This window comes from [Clostridium] polysaccharolyticum (assembly GCF_900111595.1).
Classification (GTDB): domain Bacteria; phylum Bacillota; class Clostridia; order Lachnospirales; family Lachnospiraceae; genus Clostridium_AI; species Clostridium_AI polysaccharolyticum.
In genome coordinates this window covers 1-23,782 of the sequence record NZ_FOHN01000020.1, presented here as the reverse complement: position 1 = coordinate 23,782, position 23,782 = coordinate 1, and the positions used below count along the sequence as shown (strand labels likewise).

General features: G+C 39.3%; 11 protein-coding genes. 1 reads left to right on the top strand and 10 read right to left on the bottom strand.

Annotated features, from left to right (window positions below):
• Positions 1-33: 33 nt before the first annotated feature.
• Positions 34-993, top strand: a complete 960-nt coding sequence (locus tag BMY85_RS11645; protein WP_092478451.1) for a helix-turn-helix domain-containing protein — start codon at positions 34-36, stop codon at positions 991-993.
• A gap of 92 nt (positions 994-1,085) precedes the next feature.
• Here BMY85_RS11645 and BMY85_RS11640 read toward each other — a convergent pair whose 3' ends face one another.
• The 10 genes from BMY85_RS11640 to BMY85_RS11595 all read right to left on the bottom strand — a co-directional run.
• Positions 1,086-2,150 carry a Gfo/Idh/MocA family oxidoreductase gene (locus BMY85_RS11640; RefSeq protein ID WP_092478450.1) on the bottom strand — a complete coding sequence of 355 codons (1,065 nt, stop codon included), beginning with the start codon at positions 2,148-2,150 and terminating at the stop codon, positions 1,086-1,088.
• Between the two features lie 2 nt (positions 2,151-2,152).
• Positions 2,153-3,262 carry a saccharopine dehydrogenase NADP-binding domain-containing protein gene (locus BMY85_RS11635; protein WP_092478449.1) on the bottom strand — a complete coding sequence of 370 codons (1,110 nt, stop codon included), beginning with the start codon at positions 3,260-3,262 and terminating at the stop codon, positions 2,153-2,155.
• Positions 3,255-8,753: an amino acid adenylation domain-containing protein gene (locus BMY85_RS11630; RefSeq protein WP_242939734.1), complete on the bottom strand. Its 5,499-nt coding sequence runs from the start codon at positions 8,751-8,753 to the stop codon at positions 3,255-3,257. Before BMY85_RS11630 ends, BMY85_RS11635 begins: the two co-directional genes overlap by 8 nt.
• Positions 8,740-16,437, bottom strand: a complete 7,698-nt coding sequence (locus BMY85_RS11625; protein ID WP_092478448.1) for a non-ribosomal peptide synthetase — start codon at positions 16,435-16,437, stop codon at positions 8,740-8,742. The genes BMY85_RS11630 and BMY85_RS11625 overlap by 14 nt, the downstream gene beginning before the upstream one ends.
• 20 nt (positions 16,438-16,457) lie before the next feature.
• Complete coding sequence (locus tag BMY85_RS11620) at positions 16,458-18,071, bottom strand: (2,3-dihydroxybenzoyl)adenylate synthase (protein ID WP_092478447.1); 1,614 nt, start codon at positions 18,069-18,071, stop codon at positions 16,458-16,460.
• A gap of 22 nt (positions 18,072-18,093) precedes the next feature.
• Positions 18,094-18,849: a thioesterase II family protein gene (locus BMY85_RS11615; protein ID WP_092478446.1), complete on the bottom strand. Its 756-nt coding sequence runs from the start codon at positions 18,847-18,849 to the stop codon at positions 18,094-18,096.
• A 201-nt stretch (positions 18,850-19,050) separates the two neighbouring features.
• Complete coding sequence (locus tag BMY85_RS11610; protein WP_092478445.1) at positions 19,051-20,463, bottom strand: glycoside hydrolase family 32 protein; 1,413 nt, start codon at positions 20,461-20,463, stop codon at positions 19,051-19,053.
• Between the two features lie 20 nt (positions 20,464-20,483).
• Positions 20,484-21,824, bottom strand: coding sequence for a coproporphyrinogen-III oxidase family protein (locus BMY85_RS11605; protein ID WP_092478444.1), 1,341 nt, complete (start codon positions 21,822-21,824; stop codon positions 20,484-20,486).
• 128 nt (positions 21,825-21,952) lie between these two features.
• Positions 21,953-22,792: a methyl-accepting chemotaxis protein gene (locus BMY85_RS11600; protein WP_092478443.1), complete on the bottom strand. Its 840-nt coding sequence runs from the start codon at positions 22,790-22,792 to the stop codon at positions 21,953-21,955.
• 592 nt (positions 22,793-23,384) lie between these two features.
• A partial coding sequence (locus tag BMY85_RS11595; RefSeq protein WP_092478442.1) for an ATP-binding protein occupies positions 23,385-23,782 on the bottom strand: 398 nt, incomplete at its 5' end.

Below are 23,782 nucleotides of genomic sequence, written 5' to 3'. Positions count from 1 at the left end.
GGCTAATCGAGGTAAGAGGGTGAAACATTGCATATGATAGAACAAGTTTATGTTCCAATGTTAAATCAGACAGGGTTTGTGAATGTAACTTCAAACTCTGCTTATACGAAAGAGGGGCAATACTGGGAACTGAAAGAAGAAGTGGGAAAAGGTACTTATTGGGTATACCATAAGGATAATTTATTCAATATTAAAATTCATGATTTCTTTTTCCATAAGGATACCTTTTTAGAATTTGATCCTCCCAATTGTCTAAGCATTACCTACTATTCTTCAATCGCAGGTGAAGAACTGTCTCCATATCGAAGACTCAACGCAGGCTGTGTCAAGACTTTTATTGGTGGATACCGTCCCTACCGTGCCTTAATTCATAAAAATATCCCCATCCAATCCATTGGTATCGAGATTATGCCTGCCTATTATGAAGATTATTTAAAAGAAGAATATCCAGAAGAATATGCCAATCCAAAACTTGCTTTTTTTGAAATTGATGAAACCATGCATTTTCCAGAAATGATTTACTTGCTCAATCAAGTAAAGAATTATCAAGGAGAGGGGCTTTCTGCTAAACTTTTTTATGAAAGCAAAGTGGCAGAAGCGGTTTCTCTTGTTGTAGAACATCAGAAAAAACAAAAACGGCCAAAACCACAGTCCAAACTGTCTATTGAAGATGCCCAGAACATTGCAACCGTTACGGCATACTTAAATGATCATTATGCCAATGAACTGCCACTAGAACAGCTTGCTAAAATTGCCTGTATGGGACTGAGTAAATTTAAAAGCCTTTTTAAACAGGTGAATGGCTGTTCGGTAACAGAATACGTACAGCAGCGTAAAATGAGTCGTGCGGAATACCTGCTTTCTAGCACCACATTAACCATTACCCAGATTTCAGAAGCCATTGGATATTCCAATCCAAGCCGATTTGCAGAACTTTTTAAGAAAAGCACAGGGCTGGTACCTGGAGAATACAGAAAAATAACACAAAAATAAGAATACGGTACCCAGAAGACTGCATAAGAAACAGCTCTGTAACGGCTAAAACTATTACAGAGCTGTTTCTTTCCCATTTTATATCCGATTTTTTACAATTCCTCTATTCGAATCGCCTTTTTCTCATATGGTTCAATCAGCATTGGCTGCCCTATTACCTGTGCCAGCTCTTTCCAAGCCGCAGTTGCACTGATAAGATACTGCATATCCGAACAAATCTGCTTTCCTGCTTCTAATTCCTGATGAAAACGTAATAACGATTTCCGAATGCTGTCCGGCCAAGTTTTCTGAAACATTTCTCGGTACGTTTCTGCGATAGCGGCTCCTGCTATCTCAAAAACTGGCAAGTCTAAGAAAACATCTGCTTTATCCAGACGGAAAACACCTGCTTCGTCCACTTCCTTCTTCATGCAAGGTTCCCAAATCACATTTCCATTGGTTCCTGTCATCATCAGATTTCCACTGTTCGTCGTTAATGCTATGCTATGAAGCAGGAACAGGTTATTTTCCGGATTGCTAGGCTCTAATTGATTTTGTACCTGCAGACAAACTGGAATGTTATGTATCGTTCCAGATACAATACAAAAGGGATTGTCTTTTCCTGCTGGCTTCAATAGTTCAAAATGCCAGGGACGAATCCCTCCTGCTGCCCTTCCTAAAATATCTACTAATGGAAATAATACGTGAATACTGCATTCTGCACGTATCATACGAATTGGGGACTCTTTTCGTATCTTCTCTGCCAGGCTAAGAAATCTTTGTACATTCAAAAGATCTGGATAAAAAGTATTGACACTATAGTTTACTTTATTTTGTTTCGCAAGTTTCAGGCACTCGGAAAGGTCATCTGCGTGTACAGGATGTTCCTGCACTACATGAATTCCTTTTTCTAAAAATGCTTTTGCCAGATCCGTTCCTGCACCACCTACTACTGTGGACTTAATCACAACACATGCCACATCCGTAACTTCCTTTGTTATCTCATCCAGTTTTGTATACAGTGGTACTTGGTATGTTTGTGCACATTCCTTTGCCCAGTCACTTCCTTTTGCAAATATCCCTGCTAATTCATATTCCTGTGTCATTTTTTCCAATGCCCGCAGATAAAACTGCCCGAAACCAACACCGCAGACTATTACTCTCTTTTTGAATTCCATCTCTAGATCTCTCCTTCTTCCTGTTCCACCTTCTGCTCCTTCCAAGGAATATCACCTTCCACTGTCACCGTTGCAATCTGCTGTTCCTGCAGGGATTCTATCACTTGCACACCATCCAGAATCTGAAAAGGCCAGTAAATTCCTCCATTATGAGAGTTCTCCAATAGCATTTTTGCACAGGCTGCAGCAAGAAACCCATTTACCTGATAAGTGTCTTTAAAATCCAGACGGTATCTCTTTGTCTTTATGCCTTCCTCGCACCGCCAGTCTAATTCCCCATAAATACGGTACCAAAGTTTTTCTTCCGGATTCTTATCTTCCATATTGGCAATCAGTTCTTTGGCAAGTTCTAATACATGTTCTTTGCTTCCATCTTGCATATAACCTATAACAGCCTGTTTCATATGCTGCTCATAAGCAGGATTTCTCTGAACGTTACACCAGAATAATTCCTGTACGGGACTGGCATGACAGGCTGCCTCCATCTCTTTGGTAAGATAATAAAATCCTCTGGCTTCTTCTGGATATTCCCCATAAGGAAGCTGTACAGGCTGTCTTAACTGTTTGAAGGAATTTCCTGACAGATAGACACCCGATCTTCCAAAGTTTTCTGCCATGCTCAGAATGACATCGATACAGGCATTTAATGTAATCTGTTCCTTTCCTCCCCCATAAAGGCGAAGCCGTTCTGAAACATTCTCCATGCCTGCTGTCATCCATGCAGGAAGAAGCCCAGATAGTCCTGGGAAACTTCCTGCTCCAATTACGATTGCCTGATTGTTTTCTTTTGTACTAACAGAGGGTTTGTCCAAAAGATTGACACCAAATACATCTACGTAATCAGCTCCTGCTTCTGCTGCTGCTTTTGCCACTTTTTCTGAAACATAGTAAGAAGGACCAATACAATTAACGATAACTTGACAGCCAGAACAAAAGGATTGTAACTGCTTTTCTTCTTCTGCATCTACAGTCATGTACTCCATTGATCCAGTGGAAAACCTGTCATGATCTGTTCTGGCACCTAGTCGGAGACTGTATTGTTCTTGCAGATATTTTTTTACCACTTGTCCTGCAAGTCCGCTATATCCTAATATTCCAATCCTTCTATTCATGTTCTGCCTCCAGATTTAAAATGCTCTTTGCGACTTCTTCCACAACAGGTGATGCCATACAGCTTAAATGGGTTCCGCCAATCGGAATATAACGAACTTCTCCTAGTACTGCCTCATTCCAAAATGCTTCATTGTCTGCTTCTTCTACTGGGAGGAACGCAGAGGCTTTATTTTTACAGCTTAATACAATTGCATCTCCCATATAGATCCCTGGATCATACGTAATCACCGCACGAAAACTATGACAAAATACCTGATACAGCATATTTAGACGCATTTTCTGATACCCTAATACTTGTGCATCTTTGCCACCTATTGTTTTGTATAAGGCCTCCAGACGTTCTTCGTGTGTCGTTTCGGCTAGTTTCTGATAACAGTTGCCAACTGGTGCAAATTCACCGTCTAATTGCATCAGTTCTTCATTGGTTACCACATTTCTTCCTTCCCTGCTTAACTTATGAATTGCCTGTTTTAACAAAGCATCTTCCACTGTATGTCCTGTTTTTGTTACATCTGCACCAATTATCATTCCAAAAGCCCGTTCCATTAAGAATTCATTGTCTATCATTCTTCTGCTTGGTGTTGTATCAATACTAATCAATGGATAGACCGTTACCCCTGTTTCTGTTAAGACTTTGGATATTTCGATTCCTATTAGTCCTCCCATACAGTATCCAATGATCTGAAATTCCTGTTTGCCTGTTTCTAATAACCTATGTGCATATTTTTCACCCAGACTTTGCATTAGCTGTTCTGGTTCCGTCTGCATATAGGTTTCCATATCGTTGCATACTAAGGCATATATAGATGTCCTGCTTTCTTCTAATCCCTCTTGCAGACAAGGAATCAGTGCATCATACGGACTCTTCGTTCCCGTTCCGTCATGAACGAAAACAACAGCTTTAGGAGAATCTTCTTCCTTTACTACGACAAGACAATCTGCTTCTTCTTTTCTACCAGCTTCATCCCTTTTCTTCTCCACTAGTTTTTTACAAAGTCCTTCTATGGTTGGGGAATCAATCAGGGCAATCATTAACTGATCCCATTCCCAGCACTTGGCTTCTTCTATGTTCTCTTTCATCTTGGCAACGACCTGGGCAACTAACAGAGAATCCCCTCCAGCATCGTAAAAATTTTCATTACGCCAGATATACTCTCGTTTTAAAGATGTCCTCCAAATAGCCGCTACTGCCTTTTCCAAGTCTGTTTCTGGTGCTTCGCCTTCTACTGGCACAAATGGATTTTCCATTTCCATTCGTTCCTGCAGTGCTTTTCGGTCTACCTTTCCATTAGAAGTCAATGGAAATTCCTGCATAACTTCTAAGTAAGATGGAATCATGTAATCTGGCAGATTTTTCTTCATGTAGCATATGAATTTTTCTGTATCCAGACGTTTTCTTTCCGATTCAAAACGCCCGATAAACAACGTCTGTCCTAATATTTCCAACGTATTTCCTTCCTCTGGAAATCTGGATACTAACCTGATTCCTGCATTGTCAAACATGGATAACCATTGAGCAGAACTTAAAAATACTTGTTCCCTTTCACTTCTAAAGTCTTCTACGCCGTTTAATCCATTATGGAATTCCATAGAAGTCAACAACGTGTAGTTTCTTCCCGTTGCATCTAATACAGCAACATAACCATTTGGCTTGGACATTTCCTTAAATTGTTTTAGCACTCGAAGCTCATCATTGGCATTGTGCAGTACATTATTACAAAGAATTACATCAAAGGAAGAGGCAGCAATATTCTGATTCCAGTAATCTTCGTTAATATCGTATAAAGCAAATTCCACCCACGGCTTATCTGCAAATCGTTCTTGTGCTTCATTTAAGAAAGAACGGGAAATATCCGTATACAAATATTTTACTGGGTACTTATTTAATGCCTCAATCAAATCTATGCTAACCCCACCGACACCTGCTCCAACTTCTAATAGACGAAATTCTTTCCCAGGGTACTGCTTGACAAAATCTTTTGCAATTGCCGTAATCATTTCAATAACTGCTTTGTTCATACAGCGGCTGACTATGTTATCTTTGTAGGCAGCTAATGCTACATGAAATTTTCCCTGTGGAAAGAATAAGTCTACTGGGTCTAGCTGTCCTCGTAGCATTGGCAAAAGGTTGTTCCGGGATTCTTCAAAAAAATGCATCATCAAATCACTATAATCTACTTGTTCATTGACCTTTCTCCAATTCTCCCATTCTTCGTCTGCTCTCTCTTCCGTTAAGGAAACCAATGCACGAAAACTGCCGTTTTCACTTCGTTCTACATATCCTTCTGTTCTGACTGCACGTAACCAGCGACGAATCAGCGGTTTATAATATTCATGCACCCCTGTCATTTGATACAGCTCTTCTAAGGTAAACCATTTCTCTGTATCCGTAAATGCACCTACCTGAATAAACGTTTTCATAATATCATATAATGCAGTCTGATTGGATACGGTTACCCAGTCCTGATACTGTTCTGCTTTTGCCTCAAAGATATCATCCGCTTCATTGAATTTCTGACTGATAGTCTGAAGTCTGGAAATAAGGCCAGACTCGTTCTGTTCTTTATCTGCCACTGGAAGGATAAAGGCTCCCAGCAGATCATCATTTTGAGAAGAGGAAAGCACGAATGCCTGTTCCACATCCTCATAAGAATTCATGACAGCTTCCATTTCATTTAATTCTACACGGTGTCCACGTATTTTTACTTGAAAATCCTCTCGCCCCATAAATTCAATAACGCCTCCTGGCAGATAACGGCCGCAATCTCCTGTTGCATATAATCTTTTATTGAGTCCTTTATGGAAAAGGAATTTTCTATCTGTCATCTCCTGATCGCCTAAATATTCAACCGCTAAACCTTCTCCCCCAATATATAAATCCCCTTTTACCCAGTCCGGGCAAGGATTTAAGTTCTTATCCAGTACATAAAATTCCTGATTTGCCAAAGGATATCCATAAGGTATGCTTCGTTCATAAGTAATGTCTGTGTCTATCTCATAGTAAATGGACCAGATACTGGCTTCCGTTGCTCCTCCTAGACTTACCACTGCTGCATTTTTAAATATCGTCTGAATTTCTTTTGGAAGTTTTACCGAAATCCAGTCACCTGACAGCATTACAAGCCGAAGGCTGTCATTTTCTTCTTTCTGTTCTGCTTCCATATAGGAAACTAGCATCTGCATCTGTGCCGGAACTGTGTTCCATATGGTAACCTTCTGTTGTGTTACTAACTGGCACCATTCTGCAATATCCTTGTCATGGCTTGGCAGCACAATACTGCCCCCTGCTGTCAGCATTCCAAATATGTCAAATACGGATAAGTCAAATGCCAGATTGGCAATGCCAATTGCCTTGTCTTGTTCTGTGATCTGATACTTCTTTAGAATATCCTGAATCGTATTCATAGCACTGTGATGATTGATAACAACACCTTTTGGATTTCCCGTACTTCCTGATGTATAAATAATATATGCAATCTGATCGGAATCCACTTGAACTGGAACTACATCCTGATCTGGTATAATCTCTAGTTCTCCTGCTAGAATTACCTGTATTCCTTCCATGCCAATTTCTTCTTCTCCTGATGCTATTAAAAATCTTGCCCCAGAATCCATAAGAATTTTATTCTTTCTTGCTCTTGGCTGTTCCATATCCACTGGAAGATAGGCTCCACCTGCTAGCAAAGTTCCCATTACTGCTGCAATCTGCCAAGCACTCTTCTTTAATTCGATGGCAACAAAATCTCCTTTCTGACAACCCGAATCCAGTAATGCTTTTTGTACTGCATTGGCATAATCCGCAATTTCCCTGTAAGAATAAGAAACTCCATCGCAAAATACGGCTTCTCGATCAGGATGTTGTGCAACCTGTTTTACAAAACCATCAAACATTGTCACATCTTCAAATTTTGTTTTTGTGGCATTTACCCGTTCTCTGCACTGCATTGTCTTTTCTGGAAGTCCTGCTAGGGTTGTGGCAGCTGCAAGTGTTTCTATGGACACATTGTTTAACAGATTGTTAAATACTTCAAATGCCTCCTCAATAAGACCTTCTGGAAAAAGTTCTTCTCTAACATCCCAATTAACAAGTATTCCACCATCATATTCCATTACTTGACAGTCAATCAGTACTTGAGGTGTCTGGGTTATTTTATAAAGCAGATTTCCATGTCTGCAAAACTGAGCGTCTTGGTTCTCCTGCTGTAATCCAAGGGTACTTGTGTATACATAGGGAATGATAATTTCCTTTTTTCTGGTTCTTGTCATTTCCCGAAGCAATTCTACGCCAGTATACGACAGGTGGCCTAAATCTTCCCAAAGCTGCTTCTGCACCGCTTTCATTCGTTCTACATAAGAAGCTTCGTTCTGGTTTTTGACTTGTAAAATATCTACTACGGTAAAATCTCCAATCACATTTTGTACTTCAGGATGAATGTCTGGACGATTTGCCATCGTAATATTGATACAGAAATCTTTTTGTCTAGACCAGTTTCTTAATACCTCTGCATACATAGATAAAATCACACCCGATAATGTGACTTGCTGTGCTTTGGCAAATTCACTTAGTTCTCTGCACCGTTTCTGGCTAATAAACGTATTATGCTGGCGAATGCAAATTTTTTCTTCTTGCTCTAAAACCGGAAGCTCTGGACCTTCTGGCATATCCTTCATTCTGGATTTCCAGTATTCTCTATCCTTTGCTGCTTTTTCTATGTACTGTGGCTGTTTTTTCTGGTTTTCCTTGTATATCATAATATCCCGGTAGGATAAGTCATGAGCTTTGTTTCTTGTTTCCTCTCCATAATAATGGTCTTCTAAATCATTTATAATGATGTGAATACTTGTAAAGTCTGCGATAAGCATATCCAGTGATACATGAAGAATGGTTTTGTCCTTTCCCACAGTAGCTTCCAAGTCATACAAAGGCCACGTTTCTGGAAGATAGTTCTTATTGGCAAGACGTTCTCTCATTTTCCGGGAATGGCATTCTAATTCTTCTTCAGAGGCATGTTCCATATGCCATACTTTAATATCTGGCTGTGCATACTTTTCTAAAATCTGCTGGGTTCCATTTTTCATAATAACAGCATGAAGCATGTCATGGCTTTCAATTACCTGATTCCAAGCCTTTTTAAGACGTGCTAGATCCAGTGCTGGATAGGAAAACTCCGAATAAATCTTACAGCCGATTCCGCCGTAACGATACGACGGATTACGGCCTACTAAGTAAGCAGACTGAATATCGGTTAAGGGAAAAGGAAGAAATTTTTCTTCTTTGTTACAAATAACTTTGCCCGTATGCGTTTCCAGATATTCCATTATCTGAGCTTTGTATGATTTTATCTCTATTTTTGCCTGATCCTCTACGATTCCTTTCGGTCCTTTAAATTTTAACTTATCACCTTCCAAATAGAAAGTAACTCCTTTTTCTTGATATTTTAGTAAAATCTGTTCCACTGTCATGTCTTTATCTCCTTTAAATTTCACCATCTTCGGTATCTTCTGCTACATTATTTTCAAGTACGGTTTCCAAAACCAGAGCTGCTAGTTTTTCTATTGTGGCATGTTCAAATACTTGCTGAATGGATAGCTGCAATTGATAGGTGTCATTTATCTGGTTTACAAGCTGGATTGCCTTTAAGGAATTTCCTCCATGTGAAAAGAAATTGTCTGTTGCACCTGGTTCTTCACAGGAAAGAACTGCCTTCCAGATTTTCGCCATTTCTTTTTCCTCTTTTGTTTCTGGCAGTCTCTTTGCCAGTCCTGTCTGTTCCTGCTGGCTCATGCTTCTTTTAGCAAGTTCCTCTAGCTCCTTACGGTCAATCTTCCCATTTCCTGTTTTCGGGAATTCTTCTATTCTGATAAATGCCACTGGAATCATATATTCTGGTACTTTTGTACTCAGATATTCCTTTAACTGGCTTTCCAGAATAGATTCCTTTCCTTTGTAAAATCCCACAAGATACGTTGTTCCTGTTTGTTTTAAGACAATGGCCCTATTTTCTGAAATGCCTGGATATTCCTGTACGGCATGTTCGATTTCTCCTAATTCTACACGATACCCTTGCATCTTGGCCTGAAAATCCAAACGACCTAAAAATTCAATATTTCCATCCTTCCAATATCGGCCCATATCTCCTGTGCAATACAAATTCTCTCCTGTCTTTGGATGATGAATAAATTTTTCTTTTGTTCTTCCTTCGTCATGAAGATATCCCATTGCCACACCATTCCCACCAATATAAAGTGTTCCCGGTACCCAGTCTGGACAATGTTCCAATGCTTCATCCAGTACATAATAGTATTGATTTGCCAAAGGCTTTCCATAAGGAATACTTTTCCAGTCCATTGGAATTTCTTCTGGTACCTCAAAGACATTTGACCAGATACTAGCTTCGGTTGCACCACCTAATGATACAATCTGAATGGTTCCAAACAAGTTACGAATCCGTTTGGGAAGGCTGACTGGAATCCAGTCTCCACTCATCATCACAAGTCGTAAAGAGCTGGATACCAGTTTATTCTGATGTTCTTCAAACTCTGCCAGCATTTCCATAAATGCTGGTACACTATTCCATATTGTAATGCTTTCTTTCCTTAATAATTCTGTCCAATGTGCAGGTTCCTTTGCCTTCTTCTCATCCGGAATGACAATTGCTCCTCCTGCACTTAACATGCCAAATATGTCATATACGGATAAATCAAAATGCAGATTGGATAAACCAATGGTTCTATCTCGTTTTGTCACATGATAGCGGGTGTTGATATCCTGAATTGTATTGACGGCTCCCTTATGGTTAATCATAACGCCTTTTGGCATTCCTGTTGTTCCAGAAGTATAGATTACATAGGCTAACTCTTCTGGTTTTACACCAGTAGTCTTACAAAGTCTCTTTGCTTTTTTTCCTTTTACTGTAATACACCGAAATTCTTTTAACCAGTCCTGTTCTTTCTTGAAACCTTTTTGCACAACTATGATCTTTGTTTTACTGTCCTTTAAAATTTTCTCCACACGATCTTCTGGATTGTGAATATCCACTGGAAGATAGGCTCCACCTGCTAACAGAATTCCACAAGCAGCTACTACTTGTTCCCATCCTTTTTCCATATAAATGGCAACTGTCTCTTCTTTTTGCAGGCCTGATTCCTGCAATGCATTGGCAAGAAAATATGCTTCCTCTTTTACTTCTTTATAGGTTAATCTTCGATTCGTCGTAATAACTGCCTCTTGCTGTTCATATTGTTCGGCGGCATGTAAGAACAGACTTACTATGGTTTCTTCTGGATAGGATGTTCCTGTCTCATTTGCCTCTATCCTTTCCTTAGAAAGCCTGGTTTCCACAAGAGACGGCTGATTGCATTCCATTAATTCTGGTGTCTCTGCCAGTCTTTTTAACAAACTGGTATATGCCACAAACATTTCATCCAGCATGCCTGGATAAAACAAATCATCTAGTGAATCCCAGAACAGATACAGTTCTCCATCCATTTCTACCACTTGATGGTCTAACCAGACTTGTGGCGTCTGCGAAATATTATAATGAAGTTTTCCTAACCAGTTTCCTTCGTTCCACTTAGTCACTCCTAATCCACTTGTAAATACGATTGGCATAATAGCACCTTTTTCACTGCCTGCCCTTGTTTTCAGCTCACGTTCAAATTCCACTGCACTATACAATGCATGTCCTAAATCCTTAGAAAGCTGCTTCTGCACTGCTTTTGTCCGTTCTGCAAATGTTTTGGTTCCATCTGTTTTCACTTCTAATAACGTAAGTGTAGTAAAATCTCCAACCAGCTGATCTACTTCTGGATGAAGTGGCTTTCTGTCGAACTGTGTCAAGTTAATGGTAAATGCTTTCTGTTCTGACCATTTTCTTAATACTTCTGCGTACGCACTTATAAGCAGAACAGATGGTGTTACGCCAATTTCTTTTGCTTTGTCGCGAAGTACATTCCATTGTCTGGCAGAAAGCTGAGCACTTCTCCGGTGGAACTTCTGATCCGTCAGTTCCTTTTCCTTTTTACAAAGCGGTAATTCTGGTGCTCTGGAAAAAGCATTGATTCTGCCTAACCAATAGGCTTTGTCTTCCTCATAGGCTTTTGACTGCTTCATAGCTTCCAGACCTAATACATAATCACGGAATGAAAGACTAAGTTTTGCAAAATGGGAATTATCATGATAAATCATTGCCCATTCCTTTAATAGGTAAAACATGCTCCACCCATCAAAAATCAGGTTATCAAAACTGATATGAATTCTTTGTGTATCTTTTGTAACAGCAGTAAACCGTACATCAAACAATGGCCAATGTTCTGTATCTATAACCTGATGAGACATTTCTTCTCTCGTTTTACGTAATATCTCTTTTGTCTGACTATCTGGGAAAGCACTGGCATCCGATACGGGAATCTGAAATTCTGGTACATGTTCTAAAATCCGCTGGTTTCCATCTCTGGAAATAATCACACGCATCATGCCATGACGCTTAATTAACGCATTCCATGCCCGCTGGGCTTTCATAAAATCCAGCCCTGATGCATCTAGTTCAAAATAACAATGGGTAGACACATTTCCCAGGTCATAGATCCCACTTCTGCCAATCCAATATGCATACTGTACATCCGTAAGCGGAAAAGGTTCATACTGTTTTTCCAAATCTGGTGTAAGCAGGTACTTCTGCACATCTTCCTTGCCTGCTGACTGCATCTTAACATCTATTACACCAGCTAATTCTCTGACCGTTGCAAATTCAAAGATCTCACTAATGCCAATTTTACAGCGGAATCTTTCCTGTACTTTAGCAATAAGCCTAGTTGCAATAAGCGAATCTCCACCTAAAGTAAAGTAATTATCCTCCACACCAATCTGGTCTGTGTAAAACACTTCCTTCCAGAGCTGCAGCACTCCTTCTTCTGTCTTTGTAGATGCCTTGGAAGCCTTTTCCACAACATGTTCAACCTGATATTCTTTATGCAAAGCCTTTCGATCTGCTTTCCCATTTGCAGTAATAGGCAAGTGTTCCATAAAAGTAAACACTTTGGGAATCATAAATTCTGGAAGTTTTTTCTTTAACGCTTCTTTTAAATGCTTTTCTGTATACAGCAGCACTTCCTTCTTCTGTCTCGCACACAGAAGCAGTCTTCCACACTGTTCTTCTTCTGTTTCTACTTCCAGTCCTTGTTCCTTCAGATATGTATTCCATATTTCATGGCTTAAAACTCCTGCTTTTGTATCTTTTCTTCGATCCTGCACGCCTGAAAATCCTTGCTCCAGCAAAGCAGCAGTCATATCCTGTAAATAAGTGTCTGCTACTAATTCTGACAGGATTACGATTCCCGATGGTGCAAGCAAATCGGATACCTGCTTTAATGCCCTCGCTGCATCCCGATTCCGGTGAAGGGAATTTGAAGCGATTACCAAATCATAATGATGCAATGGGAACTGCTGCCATGCTACGTCCTTGTCTGGATTTAAGATACCTCTTTCTATTTCCTTTTCTCTTACTTCTTCTAGGAAATACTTAGAAGAATCTACATATGTATAGGTTGCAGCACTATTTTTTAACTCAGCAAACATAGCACTTGTCAAATCGGCATCTCGTGTACCAAGTTCCAATATATGAATTGGATTTTTCTGTGTTTTTTCCCTAATACCCCGTAATATTCCAAGAAGCATTTCCCTATGTTCCTGTTGTCCTGGAATTCTTTGTAAAATCCGATTTGGTGCTAGCTCCTTTTCTTTTTCATAAAAGCATTCTAATGGCGAAAGTGTTCCCGTTAGCATGGGAATCATATAAGGTGTTAAGACTTTCATATAATCGTCAATACTTCCTGCCAAAAAAGCCTCTTCCTGTATATACATTTTTTCTGTTCTTGTAACGGTTTCGCCCTTGTATTCCAGCATTCCTTCTTTTACCAGAACTGAAATCCAGCGTTTTACAGATTCTCTTTGATTCTCTGCAATATTTCCTTTTTCCAGCAGTTGTGTAAAGCTGATTTCCTCTTTCTTTGTCTGGAAAAATCCAAGCTGTCCTAATGTATGAAGCATCCATTTTATACACAGTCCATTGGCTTGCTTCATAAAAATACGGTATTTTTTTTCTTCCCCAGCACATTTCTTTTTCTCTGGAATCGGAATAGAAACTGCATCCAGTATCGTTTCTTCTGCCTCTGCTTTTTGAACTACCATAGAATTTTCATCCAGTTCTGCTTCTACATAGGCCACTAAAAACTTATCTCCCAGCTTTTCTCCTACTGGTTCTACAACTGCATTCTTAATATTTGAAAATCCTGAAATCGCATGTTCAATTTCTCCTAATTCAATACGGTGTCCTCGAATTTTTACCTGATTATCTTTTCTGCCAAGAAATTCAATGGTCCGATCTTTCCAGAAACGTCCATTGTCTCCTGTACGGTACCATCGTCCCAAAGAATCTGTAATAAATTTTTCCTCTGTCAGTTTTTTATCTCCACGATAGCCTTTTGCTACGCCAAAGCCTCCAATCCAAAGTTCTCCTTCTACCCATGTCGGACAGTCACGCCCTGATTCATCTACTACACGATAGGCCTGGCTGGCTAATGGCCTGCCATAAGGAATGGATTTCCAGCATTCTGGAAGTGGCAGGATTACATTCTGAAAATTAGACCAGATACTTGCTTCTGTCGCACCTCCCATTGCTACAAGCTGGCAATCTTTTGTCCTAGCCATTAAACGTGCTGGCAGATCCATTCCAATCCAGTCCCCTGACAGCATAACAACTCGAAGCGGAAGTTCTTCTTTCTCCATCTCAGCCTGAATCAGCAGCATATCCAGTAGAATCGGAACAGAATTCCATATCGTAACTTGATACCGTTTTACCTGTTCCAGCCAGTACGACGCATCTCGTTTCTGTTCTTCCGGAATTAAAACGAGCGTTCCCCCCCTGCCAAGAAGACCAAACACATCATAAACAGATAAATCAAAATCCATAGACGAAATGGCAAATGCCGTATCTTGCTCTGTTACATGATATTTATGGTTAATATCCTGAATCGTATTCCATGCCGCTCCATGTGTAATTTCCACTCCTTTTGGAACCCCTGTTGAACCAGACGTCATAATAATATAAGCACTGTCTGCTGGTACAGGCTCTGGATACTGTCCAAGTGGCTGTTCCTGTTCCATTTCTTCTATAAGCATAACGCTAGTCGATTCTGGCCACTGAACAACATCCTGATTTTCTCTATTGGTAATCACAAAACGAACCCCTGTTTTTTCATGGATTAAAGCCCGCCGCTGTTTTGGCTGCTCTAAACTGACTGGTACATAAATGTTTCCAGACAGTAAAATGGCAAGTGCTGCTTCCATTTGCTGATAGCCTCTTGGAACTGTAATTGCTATGGTCTTATTCTGTATCTTTTGTTTTACTAAATACGCTGCCACTCTTCTGGCATCTTGGGCCAGCTCTCCATATGTAATCGAACGTCCAATTCCTGTATCTATCAAAGCGATTGCATCCTGTCTGTATTCTGCCATCTTGAAAAATGCAGTATGCAGGCAGGAAACCTCTTTAGGCTTCTCTACGTTACAGTCTTCTTGAATGGCTGCCTGCTGGACTTCTGGCAATACATCAAATGTCTGGTTCCAGTCTTTCACAATCAGATTCCTTAACAATTGTTCTAGACTCCTAAGCATGTCTTCTATCATGCCTTCTGGAAATAATTCATCTACTGTATCCCAGGTAAACAAAATGCCTTGTTCATCTTCATATGTCTGAAAATCATTCCAAACCTGTGGGGTCTGGGAAATCATATAAGTAAATTCACCAATATTCTGCCGGAAGGATGCATTTACCAAAGGTGTTCCTAAGTTACAGGCAAATACCACTGGTGCTAACGTCTGATGCCCTCCATGAACCTTTGCCAGATCTCGCTGAAGCTGTACACCCGAATAAGTGGTATGATTCATATCTTTATGAAGCTGTTTCTGAATTCGATTGTGAAGCTTCATAAAATCCGGGTTTCCCTCTGCATCAATTTCCAATAATAGTAATGTAGTAAAATCTGCAATCACTTCTTCTAATCCTTGTAATTCCGTATTTCGGTTAAAATATGGAATGTTAATCAGGAAACGTTTGTTTTTGCTCCAGCGTTCCAGCACTGTGGCATAAGCAGTAAGCAGTACCAGAGCAGGTGTTGTCCTCTTTTCCTTTGCTTTCTTCTGTAATGCTCCCCATTCCTCAATATTTAACCGAAACTGTCTGCGAGTAAACTTTGTTTTCTTTACTTCTTCTGGACGTTTCGCCATTGGAAGCTGTGGACCACTCGGAAAGTCCTCCAGCCGGCTTTTCCAATATGCCTTTGCTTGCTCCCTCTCTGCCTGTTGTGCTTCCTGCTGATTCTCCAGATACCGTCCAAAATCCCAGTCTTGGGATTCCTGTGGAAGTACCTTTCCTTCATAAGCGGCTGCCAGATCTCTTAATAGAATTTGAAGACTTTGTACATCTGCAATCAGCAGATCCAAATCCAGATGTACTCTTGTTTTCCCTTCAGCCAGTAAACTTAATTCCACACCTGCAACCTGTCCTTCTTCTACCAAAAGCTTTCGATGAGAAAGACGGTCACGTACCTGTACTAAGGCACCTTCTGCTTCTTTCTCTTCTTTCTCTGTAAAGTCATGAATTATAATTTTTGTCGAGTAAGGCCGATCCATAATTTCCTGCGTTCCATTTTCTAAAAATCTAGCACGAAGCATAGGATGATGGCTCTGCAGCTGATTCCATGCCTGTTCCAAGCGTTCTGGCTCTACGCCTGTTCCATCAAATTCCAAATAGGCATGACAGCCAACATTGCCAAGAACCTGTTCTTCCTTTCTTCCAACCCAATAAGCATACTGTACGTCAGTTAATGGAAACGGTTCTGCTTTCCTTGTTTTTGGTCTGATTTCTTCTTTTTCTTCTTTCCTTTTATGGCTATTCTTCCTCCCCTGCTGGATTAACTTCCACCAGGCATCTAGTGTCGGTTCTTCCATCAGCTTTCCAAACGAGACCTTCACTCCTTGTTTTCGCCACTGATTCACCAATCGCATCATGACAAGGGAACTTAATCCTAATTCTAACAGATTATCGCTTCCATTGATTTCTGCTTGTGATGATAATTTTTCCTGTATCTGCTGTTTCACTTCTGCAAATTCCATATGATTACCAAGCCTTTCTTCTATTGTGCATTTTCCCTTTCATCCTTCTTCCCTTGAGCCATTTGTACAAGTACTTTCTTATCTATTTTTCCTACACTTGTAAGAGGCCAGACCTCTACCTGTTCAACCTGATCAGGCATTTTATATGTTGCGATTCCTTCCCTTTTTAAGTAACGGTGAACTTCACTTAAAGAAAGTTCTGCATCTTCTTCTGTCATAAGAAATGCACAAATACGGTTTCCTAACTCTTTATCTGGTACACCAACTACTGCCGCTTCTTTAATATGCTCATGTTTACAAAGAAACGCTTCTACTTCCGCTGGCATTATCTTTTCCCCTGCACGATTAATCTGCTCTTTTAGCCTTCCACCCATTCGGATGTTGCCTTCTTTTGTCCATGTAGCACGATCACCGGTTTTATAAAAGCCATCTTCCGTAAAACTGTTTTGGTTGGCTTCGTCTGCCATATAGTAACCATCTATGGTATAAGGTCCTCTGGAAAGAAGTTCTCCATATTCTCCCACTGCTACTTCAAAACCATATTCATCCACAATTTTCACTTCATCCGCTGGCGATATTGGTTTTCCCTGACATCTTGCCACAACTTCTTTCTCATCTTCCATACTAGTAAAGCATAACAATCCTTCCGCTGTTCCAAACACCTGCATCAGACGGTCTGGCCACTCCTCGTTGATTTTGTCTGCCAGCGAATCCTCCAGTACCGCACCACCAACCTGAAGAATCTTTAGACTGGAAATATCATAGTCTTCATCCCATTGTAGCAATTCCATGCAAACAGTAACCATTGCAGGCACCAGTGCAGTAATCGTTACTTTCTCTTCACTGATTAAAGACAAGATATCATCTGGACTTGTAGTTGCCGATAGTATTACTTTTCCCCCTGCATCCAGAGTGCCAAGCAGTCCAGGACAACATAACGGAAAGTTATGAGCCACAGGAAGCGAAGCAAGATACACGCTTTCTTCTTTTAACTGACACCGTTTTGCTGACATTCTAGCATTATACATATAATCTGCATGAGTTCTTGGAATCAGCTTCGGAATTCCAGTTGTCCCTCCCGATAATAAAAAGACCGCTGGTTCATAAGGATCCACCTCTGGTAATTGCCTGGATTCTCCCATTACATGATCCAGTAAAAAATCTACCTTTTGCTCTCCATCTACAATAACCGCTTTTAAACAGTCAAAGTTTTTTTTCAGCTTCCTTGCCATTGGCAGATAATCATAACCTAGATATTTTTCTGCTACAATATAGGCAGCTGGCTTAGCAAGCTTTATAATTCCTTCCAGCTCTGCTTCCCGGTGTGCAGGAAGTGCAAGGATTGGAACGGCACCAGCCCGGATAAGTGCAAATAGTGTTTTTACAAACGAAATCCTGTTTGGCAATTGAACCACTACCTTATCTCCTGGCTGTATTCCCATTTCCAGAAATCCAAACGCCATGCTGTCTGCTTTCTCATTCAATTCCCGATACGTAATTTTCTCTTTCTCATCTGCCACCGCTACCTGATCCTGATATCGTTTTGCCCAATTCCGAAGCTGCTGCCCAATGCTTGCTTTTTCCCATCCTTCTAATGCTTCATATGTACTATAATCTTTTTGGTATTGCTTCATTTGTTTCTCCTCTTCCTGTTTTTTATATATACGACTCCTCCATCTGTATAAGCAGATTCTGTCTGATTATTTCTAATACTTCTTTTTCCAGTTCCCACACAAAAAAATGTCCTCCTGGGAAAAATCTGCACGAAAAAGTATCTCCGGTATACTCTTCCCAAAGCCGAATTTCTTCTGGTACTGCTTCGCCATCCTCCTCGCCTCCCAATGCAAGAATTGGACATTTTAACCTTGTCTTTTCCATTTCACAGTACATTTCATCCATTTGAAAATCTGCCCGGAGCATTGGTAAAAAGAACTGAAACAAATCCTGATTTTCTAATATTTCTTTTGGTGTCCCTTCAAATCTTGCCAAAGCATGCCGAAATGCCTCGTCATCTAGATGGTGAATCGGTTTCGGTTCTGGCATATGAGGAGGACGGTTTCCCGATACAATCAAATGCAGACTTGTTTTTCCTTCTTGTTCTAATCTCTTTTCCACTTCATAAGCGATTTTGGCACCCATACTATGACCAAACAGAATCAAATTATTGGGTATCTGACGTATGTCTGGCAAGAGATCTTCTATTAAATGATCCATAGACAAGTAAGGAGGTTCTTTGAACCTATCCTCTCTGCCTGGAAGCTGAACTGGACATAACACAATGTCTTCTGGTAACTTGTCATACCAGGAATAATAAGCAGATGCCCCTCCTCCTGCAAATGGAAAGCAGAGCAATACCGTATCCTCTGGCTTGATTGGCCGCTTATTCTTTCGCCATATCTGCTGTGTATTCATGTCAAATTCCTCCTTGGTGTGTTGGAAATGTAGTCTTTTTTTATGTAATATGATAAATGTATCGTATAAAATCGTCAATAATGATATTGAGAATTGTTTTCAAATGATAATTTCTATCGTTTCCTGTCTATAATTTCTATCTCTTTATACTCTGCAAAAAAAATGACCCTACCTCAAAATGAAGTAGGATCATTCTTTTTTCTATTCTTCGTCACTAATATTGTAGTGTACCTCCATCTTTCTTAAATTCCACATAACGGCATCCTTAGCACCTTGAATCCGAACCAATATCCATTTGGTTTCCTCTGGAAAATACCGTTCTGTCAGAACATATTTTCCTTGATTTAAATAAATCTCAAACATAGAAACATCCTTTAAAATACGGATGTTTTCTAAAGACTCCACCACAATCTGCCGTTTTTTCCTGCCACATCCACAGTCCCCCGTAAATAACACTGTAAAAATTCCATTTTCCCAGCTTAAGCTTACTTCTTCGTTAAAACAGATTTCTTTCTTATTCTTATCTTTTTTTAACTCCACTTCCATATCCCAAGTCTCATAAGCTGCTTTGTAGCAAATGTTTTCTCCTTGCTGTACAAACTGTATTTTCCCATCACGAAGTAATTTTAGCTCCTCCACTGGATTCTGGTATACAGCACCATTTTTTATAGTTAAGACACGAGGTACTGTAAGGGAATGCTGCCAGCCTTCTTCTATAATCGGCTGATTGGTATACTCCGCATCCATATCTGGCATGCCAGCCCATCCAATTAACAATGTTCTTCCTTTGGCATCCCGCATGGTTTGTGGTGCATAGAAATCATGGCCATAATCCCAAGGTACAAAATCATCAGGATTACAGAAACCCTTTATATTTTCCTTGTCTCTGTCTTCTAAAATAAAATACCCAGACAAGTAAATGTTCTGAAAACGCAGTTCATTTCTTGGAACTCCTTGTGGACAGCACATAAGAATGGTCTTTCCATCTAATGTAACTGCATCTGGGCATTCCCACATATAACCAAAGGGTTCTTTGGTAGTCACTTCTCCGCTTAGTGACCAGTGTACTTTATCTTTTGACTGGTATTGCAAAATGGCTCCTTTATCCCCTTTTTTCCTTCCACCTAAAAGCATGTAGTAAGTGCCATCCTTTTTCCAGACTTTTGGATCTCGTACATGGCATGTATAATCCTCTGGATAGTCTTCGTTGCTTAGGAGCAGTTCCTTTTCGGAAAATGTCATGCCGTCATTACTTTTTATGGTAATCACATTGGCACCTCTTCCTTCCAAAACATAGTCATAGTTTCCCTCTTCCTCCACATTCCCTGTGTAGAACAGCTCCATGATTCCATCTTCTGTGAAGCCACATCCAGAGTAAGCACCACTTTTGTCCCATTGATGATCACTCTTAATAGTAATTCCTACATATTCCCATGTAAGCAGATCTTTTGAAATATAATGTCCCCAGTAACGCACTTTCCCTTTTGGATCCTTTGGTGCATACTGGAAAAATACATGATAGAAACCTTTGTAATAACAAAGTCCATTTGGATCATTCATCCAGCCACTTGGTGGCATAAGATGAAACCTTAATCTATATTTATTTTTATTCATAAAGTCTCTCCACTAATAATTTATTCGCAGTATTCATTAAAAATATGTGCAATACATCTTGTAAATTCGCTTCCTATATCCGTCAAATATATAATGTCTTCATCTAAACCTGCTATCAGTCCATCCTTTTCAAACTCCACCATTTTTTCATACTGACGTGCAAATTTTTCAAAAAAAGGAATTCCTATTCTTTTTTCTATCTGCTTTTTATTAATTTGTCTTATTCCACCAATTTGTTCTTCAATTAAAAAATGTCTTAGTTTATCTTCCTTTGTCATAATATGTTCTCTTATAATTGGCAATTTCCCTTCAAAAATAGTTTCTTCGTACTCTTTCAATGAATCTGTATTTTTTTCATAACCGTTTTCCCAACGGCTTATAGCTGACATACCCAAACCATACAATAGATTGCCTGTATCAATATTGGTTCCCATCATATTTCTTACTATTTTGGAAGATTTCCACATATTATCTATGGAAGAATTTTTCCGAATAAAGGTATCCATGCCATATTTCGTATAATTATCTGCCAGCTTTTCTTTTGCTAGCATACTTAACAGTAATTTCATAAAAGAATTTGGAATACTATTCACTAATATTTTATTCTGAAGTGGAAAATTAACCGTATAATGCATATATGGATATGCTGCAATTTGTTCTGGCTCTATTTTCATAACAGCCTCTAACGTCTTTTCAAACTCATTTAGTCCTTGGAATGGAAGTCCGTAACACAAATCAATATGTACCATGAATCCTTCTTTTTTTGCCATGTCCATAATCTTTAGGGTTTCATTTACCTCATATTCCCTGTTGATTGCTTTTTGCACTCTCTTGTCAAAATCTTGAATTCCAAAACTAATGCTATTAAACCCAAGCTGCTTTAACAATTTTAACTTTTCACTTGTAATGTCTGTCCTGTTTGGATATGCCTCAATATTTGTCATATTGCCTGCTGCTGGGGTAAAATATGTTTCAATCGAATGATATAACCGTTCTATTTGCTTTTCAGTAAGTACAGCAGGCGTGCCTCCCCCCCAATGCATACTGGTATAAACCATTTTTTCTTTTTGCCCAAATTTAAGCAATAGTTCCTTTTGTATCGCATCCACATATTGATCCATCTGAATTTCATTTTGAAATGCAACCCTATAACAGCAACAGAAATAGCACATTTTTCTGCAGAAAGGAATATGAATATAAAGATCTGCCGAGTTTAATTTATCCCCATAATCCTGTATGGTTGTATTCGTAACTTTCTTATCAAAACTATTTTCAATTGGATAACCTAAATATAACGGTTTGTCATATTCTTCATACTTTTGTGCTAGCAAATGTAACTGTTTCATATTTTCATAATTCATAACTTACTCTCCTTTGTTTATTTCCATATTTTATAGAGAACCATTTGCAATTAATACTTGTACCAGAACAATACAAGCATTAATTGAAATGCCTCCACTAATCAAGCGGAGGCATCAGCAGTCATATTCTATAATCTCTTTTCTAATTCATGTAACTTAACAATAATGTTTCTTACTTCCTCCATAGCGGAAGTAAGCATCTTGACGGATTCAGCCTGCTGCTGTGACACTACATTAATGTTATCTAGTCCCGAATCAATCTCATCAATATTGACGGATATATCTTTGATAATATCGTCTATTTTAATAATAGAATCTTTCGATGTAATGGACAGTTTCTGAATTTCTTTTGCTACAACGCCAAAACCTTTCCCAGCTTTACCTGAACGTGCTGCTTCAATGGATGCATTTAATCCCAGAAGATTCGTCTTAGAAGAAATTCCTTGAATTAAACTTACAATTTCATCCGTGTCTTTTGCTTTGACAGTTGTTTCATTGGTTTTATGTAATAACTCTTCATTCATTGTAAGAAGTGATATTACTCCTTCCGCAACATTGTCTACAACTCCTGATAAACTAGCAGCCTGTTCTTCTAACTTTTCTACAATCTGATCCAGTTCAAACCGAGTATCCTGCAAAACAGCAATGGCAAGTGTTCCGACTACTTTTCCATTTTCTTCAATAGGAAAAAAATACGCTTTTGCTGTATTTGCATTTGACTGTTCCATAATTTCAAGTGGTATTTCCATTATAACCGGCGTTCTTTCCCGTTGTGCTTTTATGATACCAGGATTTAATGGAGAGCCTTCCTTAAATGGCAAGCTAAAATTCTTCCCGTACTTTGTAAAAAGATAACATTCTGTATCTGTGACACCTACACAGACCTCGTCATTATAAAGTGTACTAAAAAGCGGCACCATACTACATATGGTTTTCAAGACAGGATTATGAATTACAATCTCTGACATTTGAATACACTCCTTTTTTCATTTTATCTAATTATTGTAAAACAAGAATGTCTTATGGAAGGTTTTGATTATGTATGTTACAGATTAGTATAGCACTTTTTTTAGTTTATAGCTATATAAAAGCTTTATTCTGTGCTATTTAAATTTAACTAGCAAAATTTCATTCAAAATGATCCTCGTATAATAAGTTTATAGCCAAGAAAAATTGGTTATAACCCTATTCTTTTTATGGTATAGAAGGAAGGAAACATCTCTGAGGTATTCTCCTCATTCCTTTTCCCTCTATACTGTCTATCGTTATTTATTGAATAAAGTTTATCCTGTGGTATGATATCAACAGAGTCTGATGTCCGAAGGCACTGCTTTTTCTCCTTTCAGCCGGCTTTTGCTGTGTCTGCTTTCTAAGCATTCAGCCTGGCTCATGTGGCACATTCCGCTCACACAGATGCTTCATCCCCTGCCGTAGTCCCAGCAAGAAAGACTGACAGGGTGCATGCTGATAACGCGAGGTTGCGGTCACCACTTGATGCCCAGGATAAACCTTCTGTTTCAGGTTCCAAAAATCCTAATCGGAAAGGATGGTGCTATCATGTTAAAGATTAACTTTATGTCTACTTTGTTTGTCGGTATTGATGTCAGTTCCAAATCCAATGCTGTCTATGCAATGGATAAATACAATATTCTCATTCTGTTCAAGGAAACGCAGGGTCCCGAATTCAGCAATTTGCTGCTGGTTAATGCAGGACTGGAAGGTGAAATCAAAATCTTTCAGCTCTTTGTGATGTGGAAATGCACCCGCTTTAATCATGGATTTGGCTGCACTGGCAGCTTTAAAATCTGCCTCGTAAGAAGTTAATTTTAATAAGCCTTCTGAGAAAGACAGGCGGTTTGCTGTCACAAAATCTGCAACCTCATCAAGATGCAGCTGCATTTGTGTAAGTTTTAAGGTTTCCAAGTTTCTGCATAACTGTTCATATGTGCTATTCATAA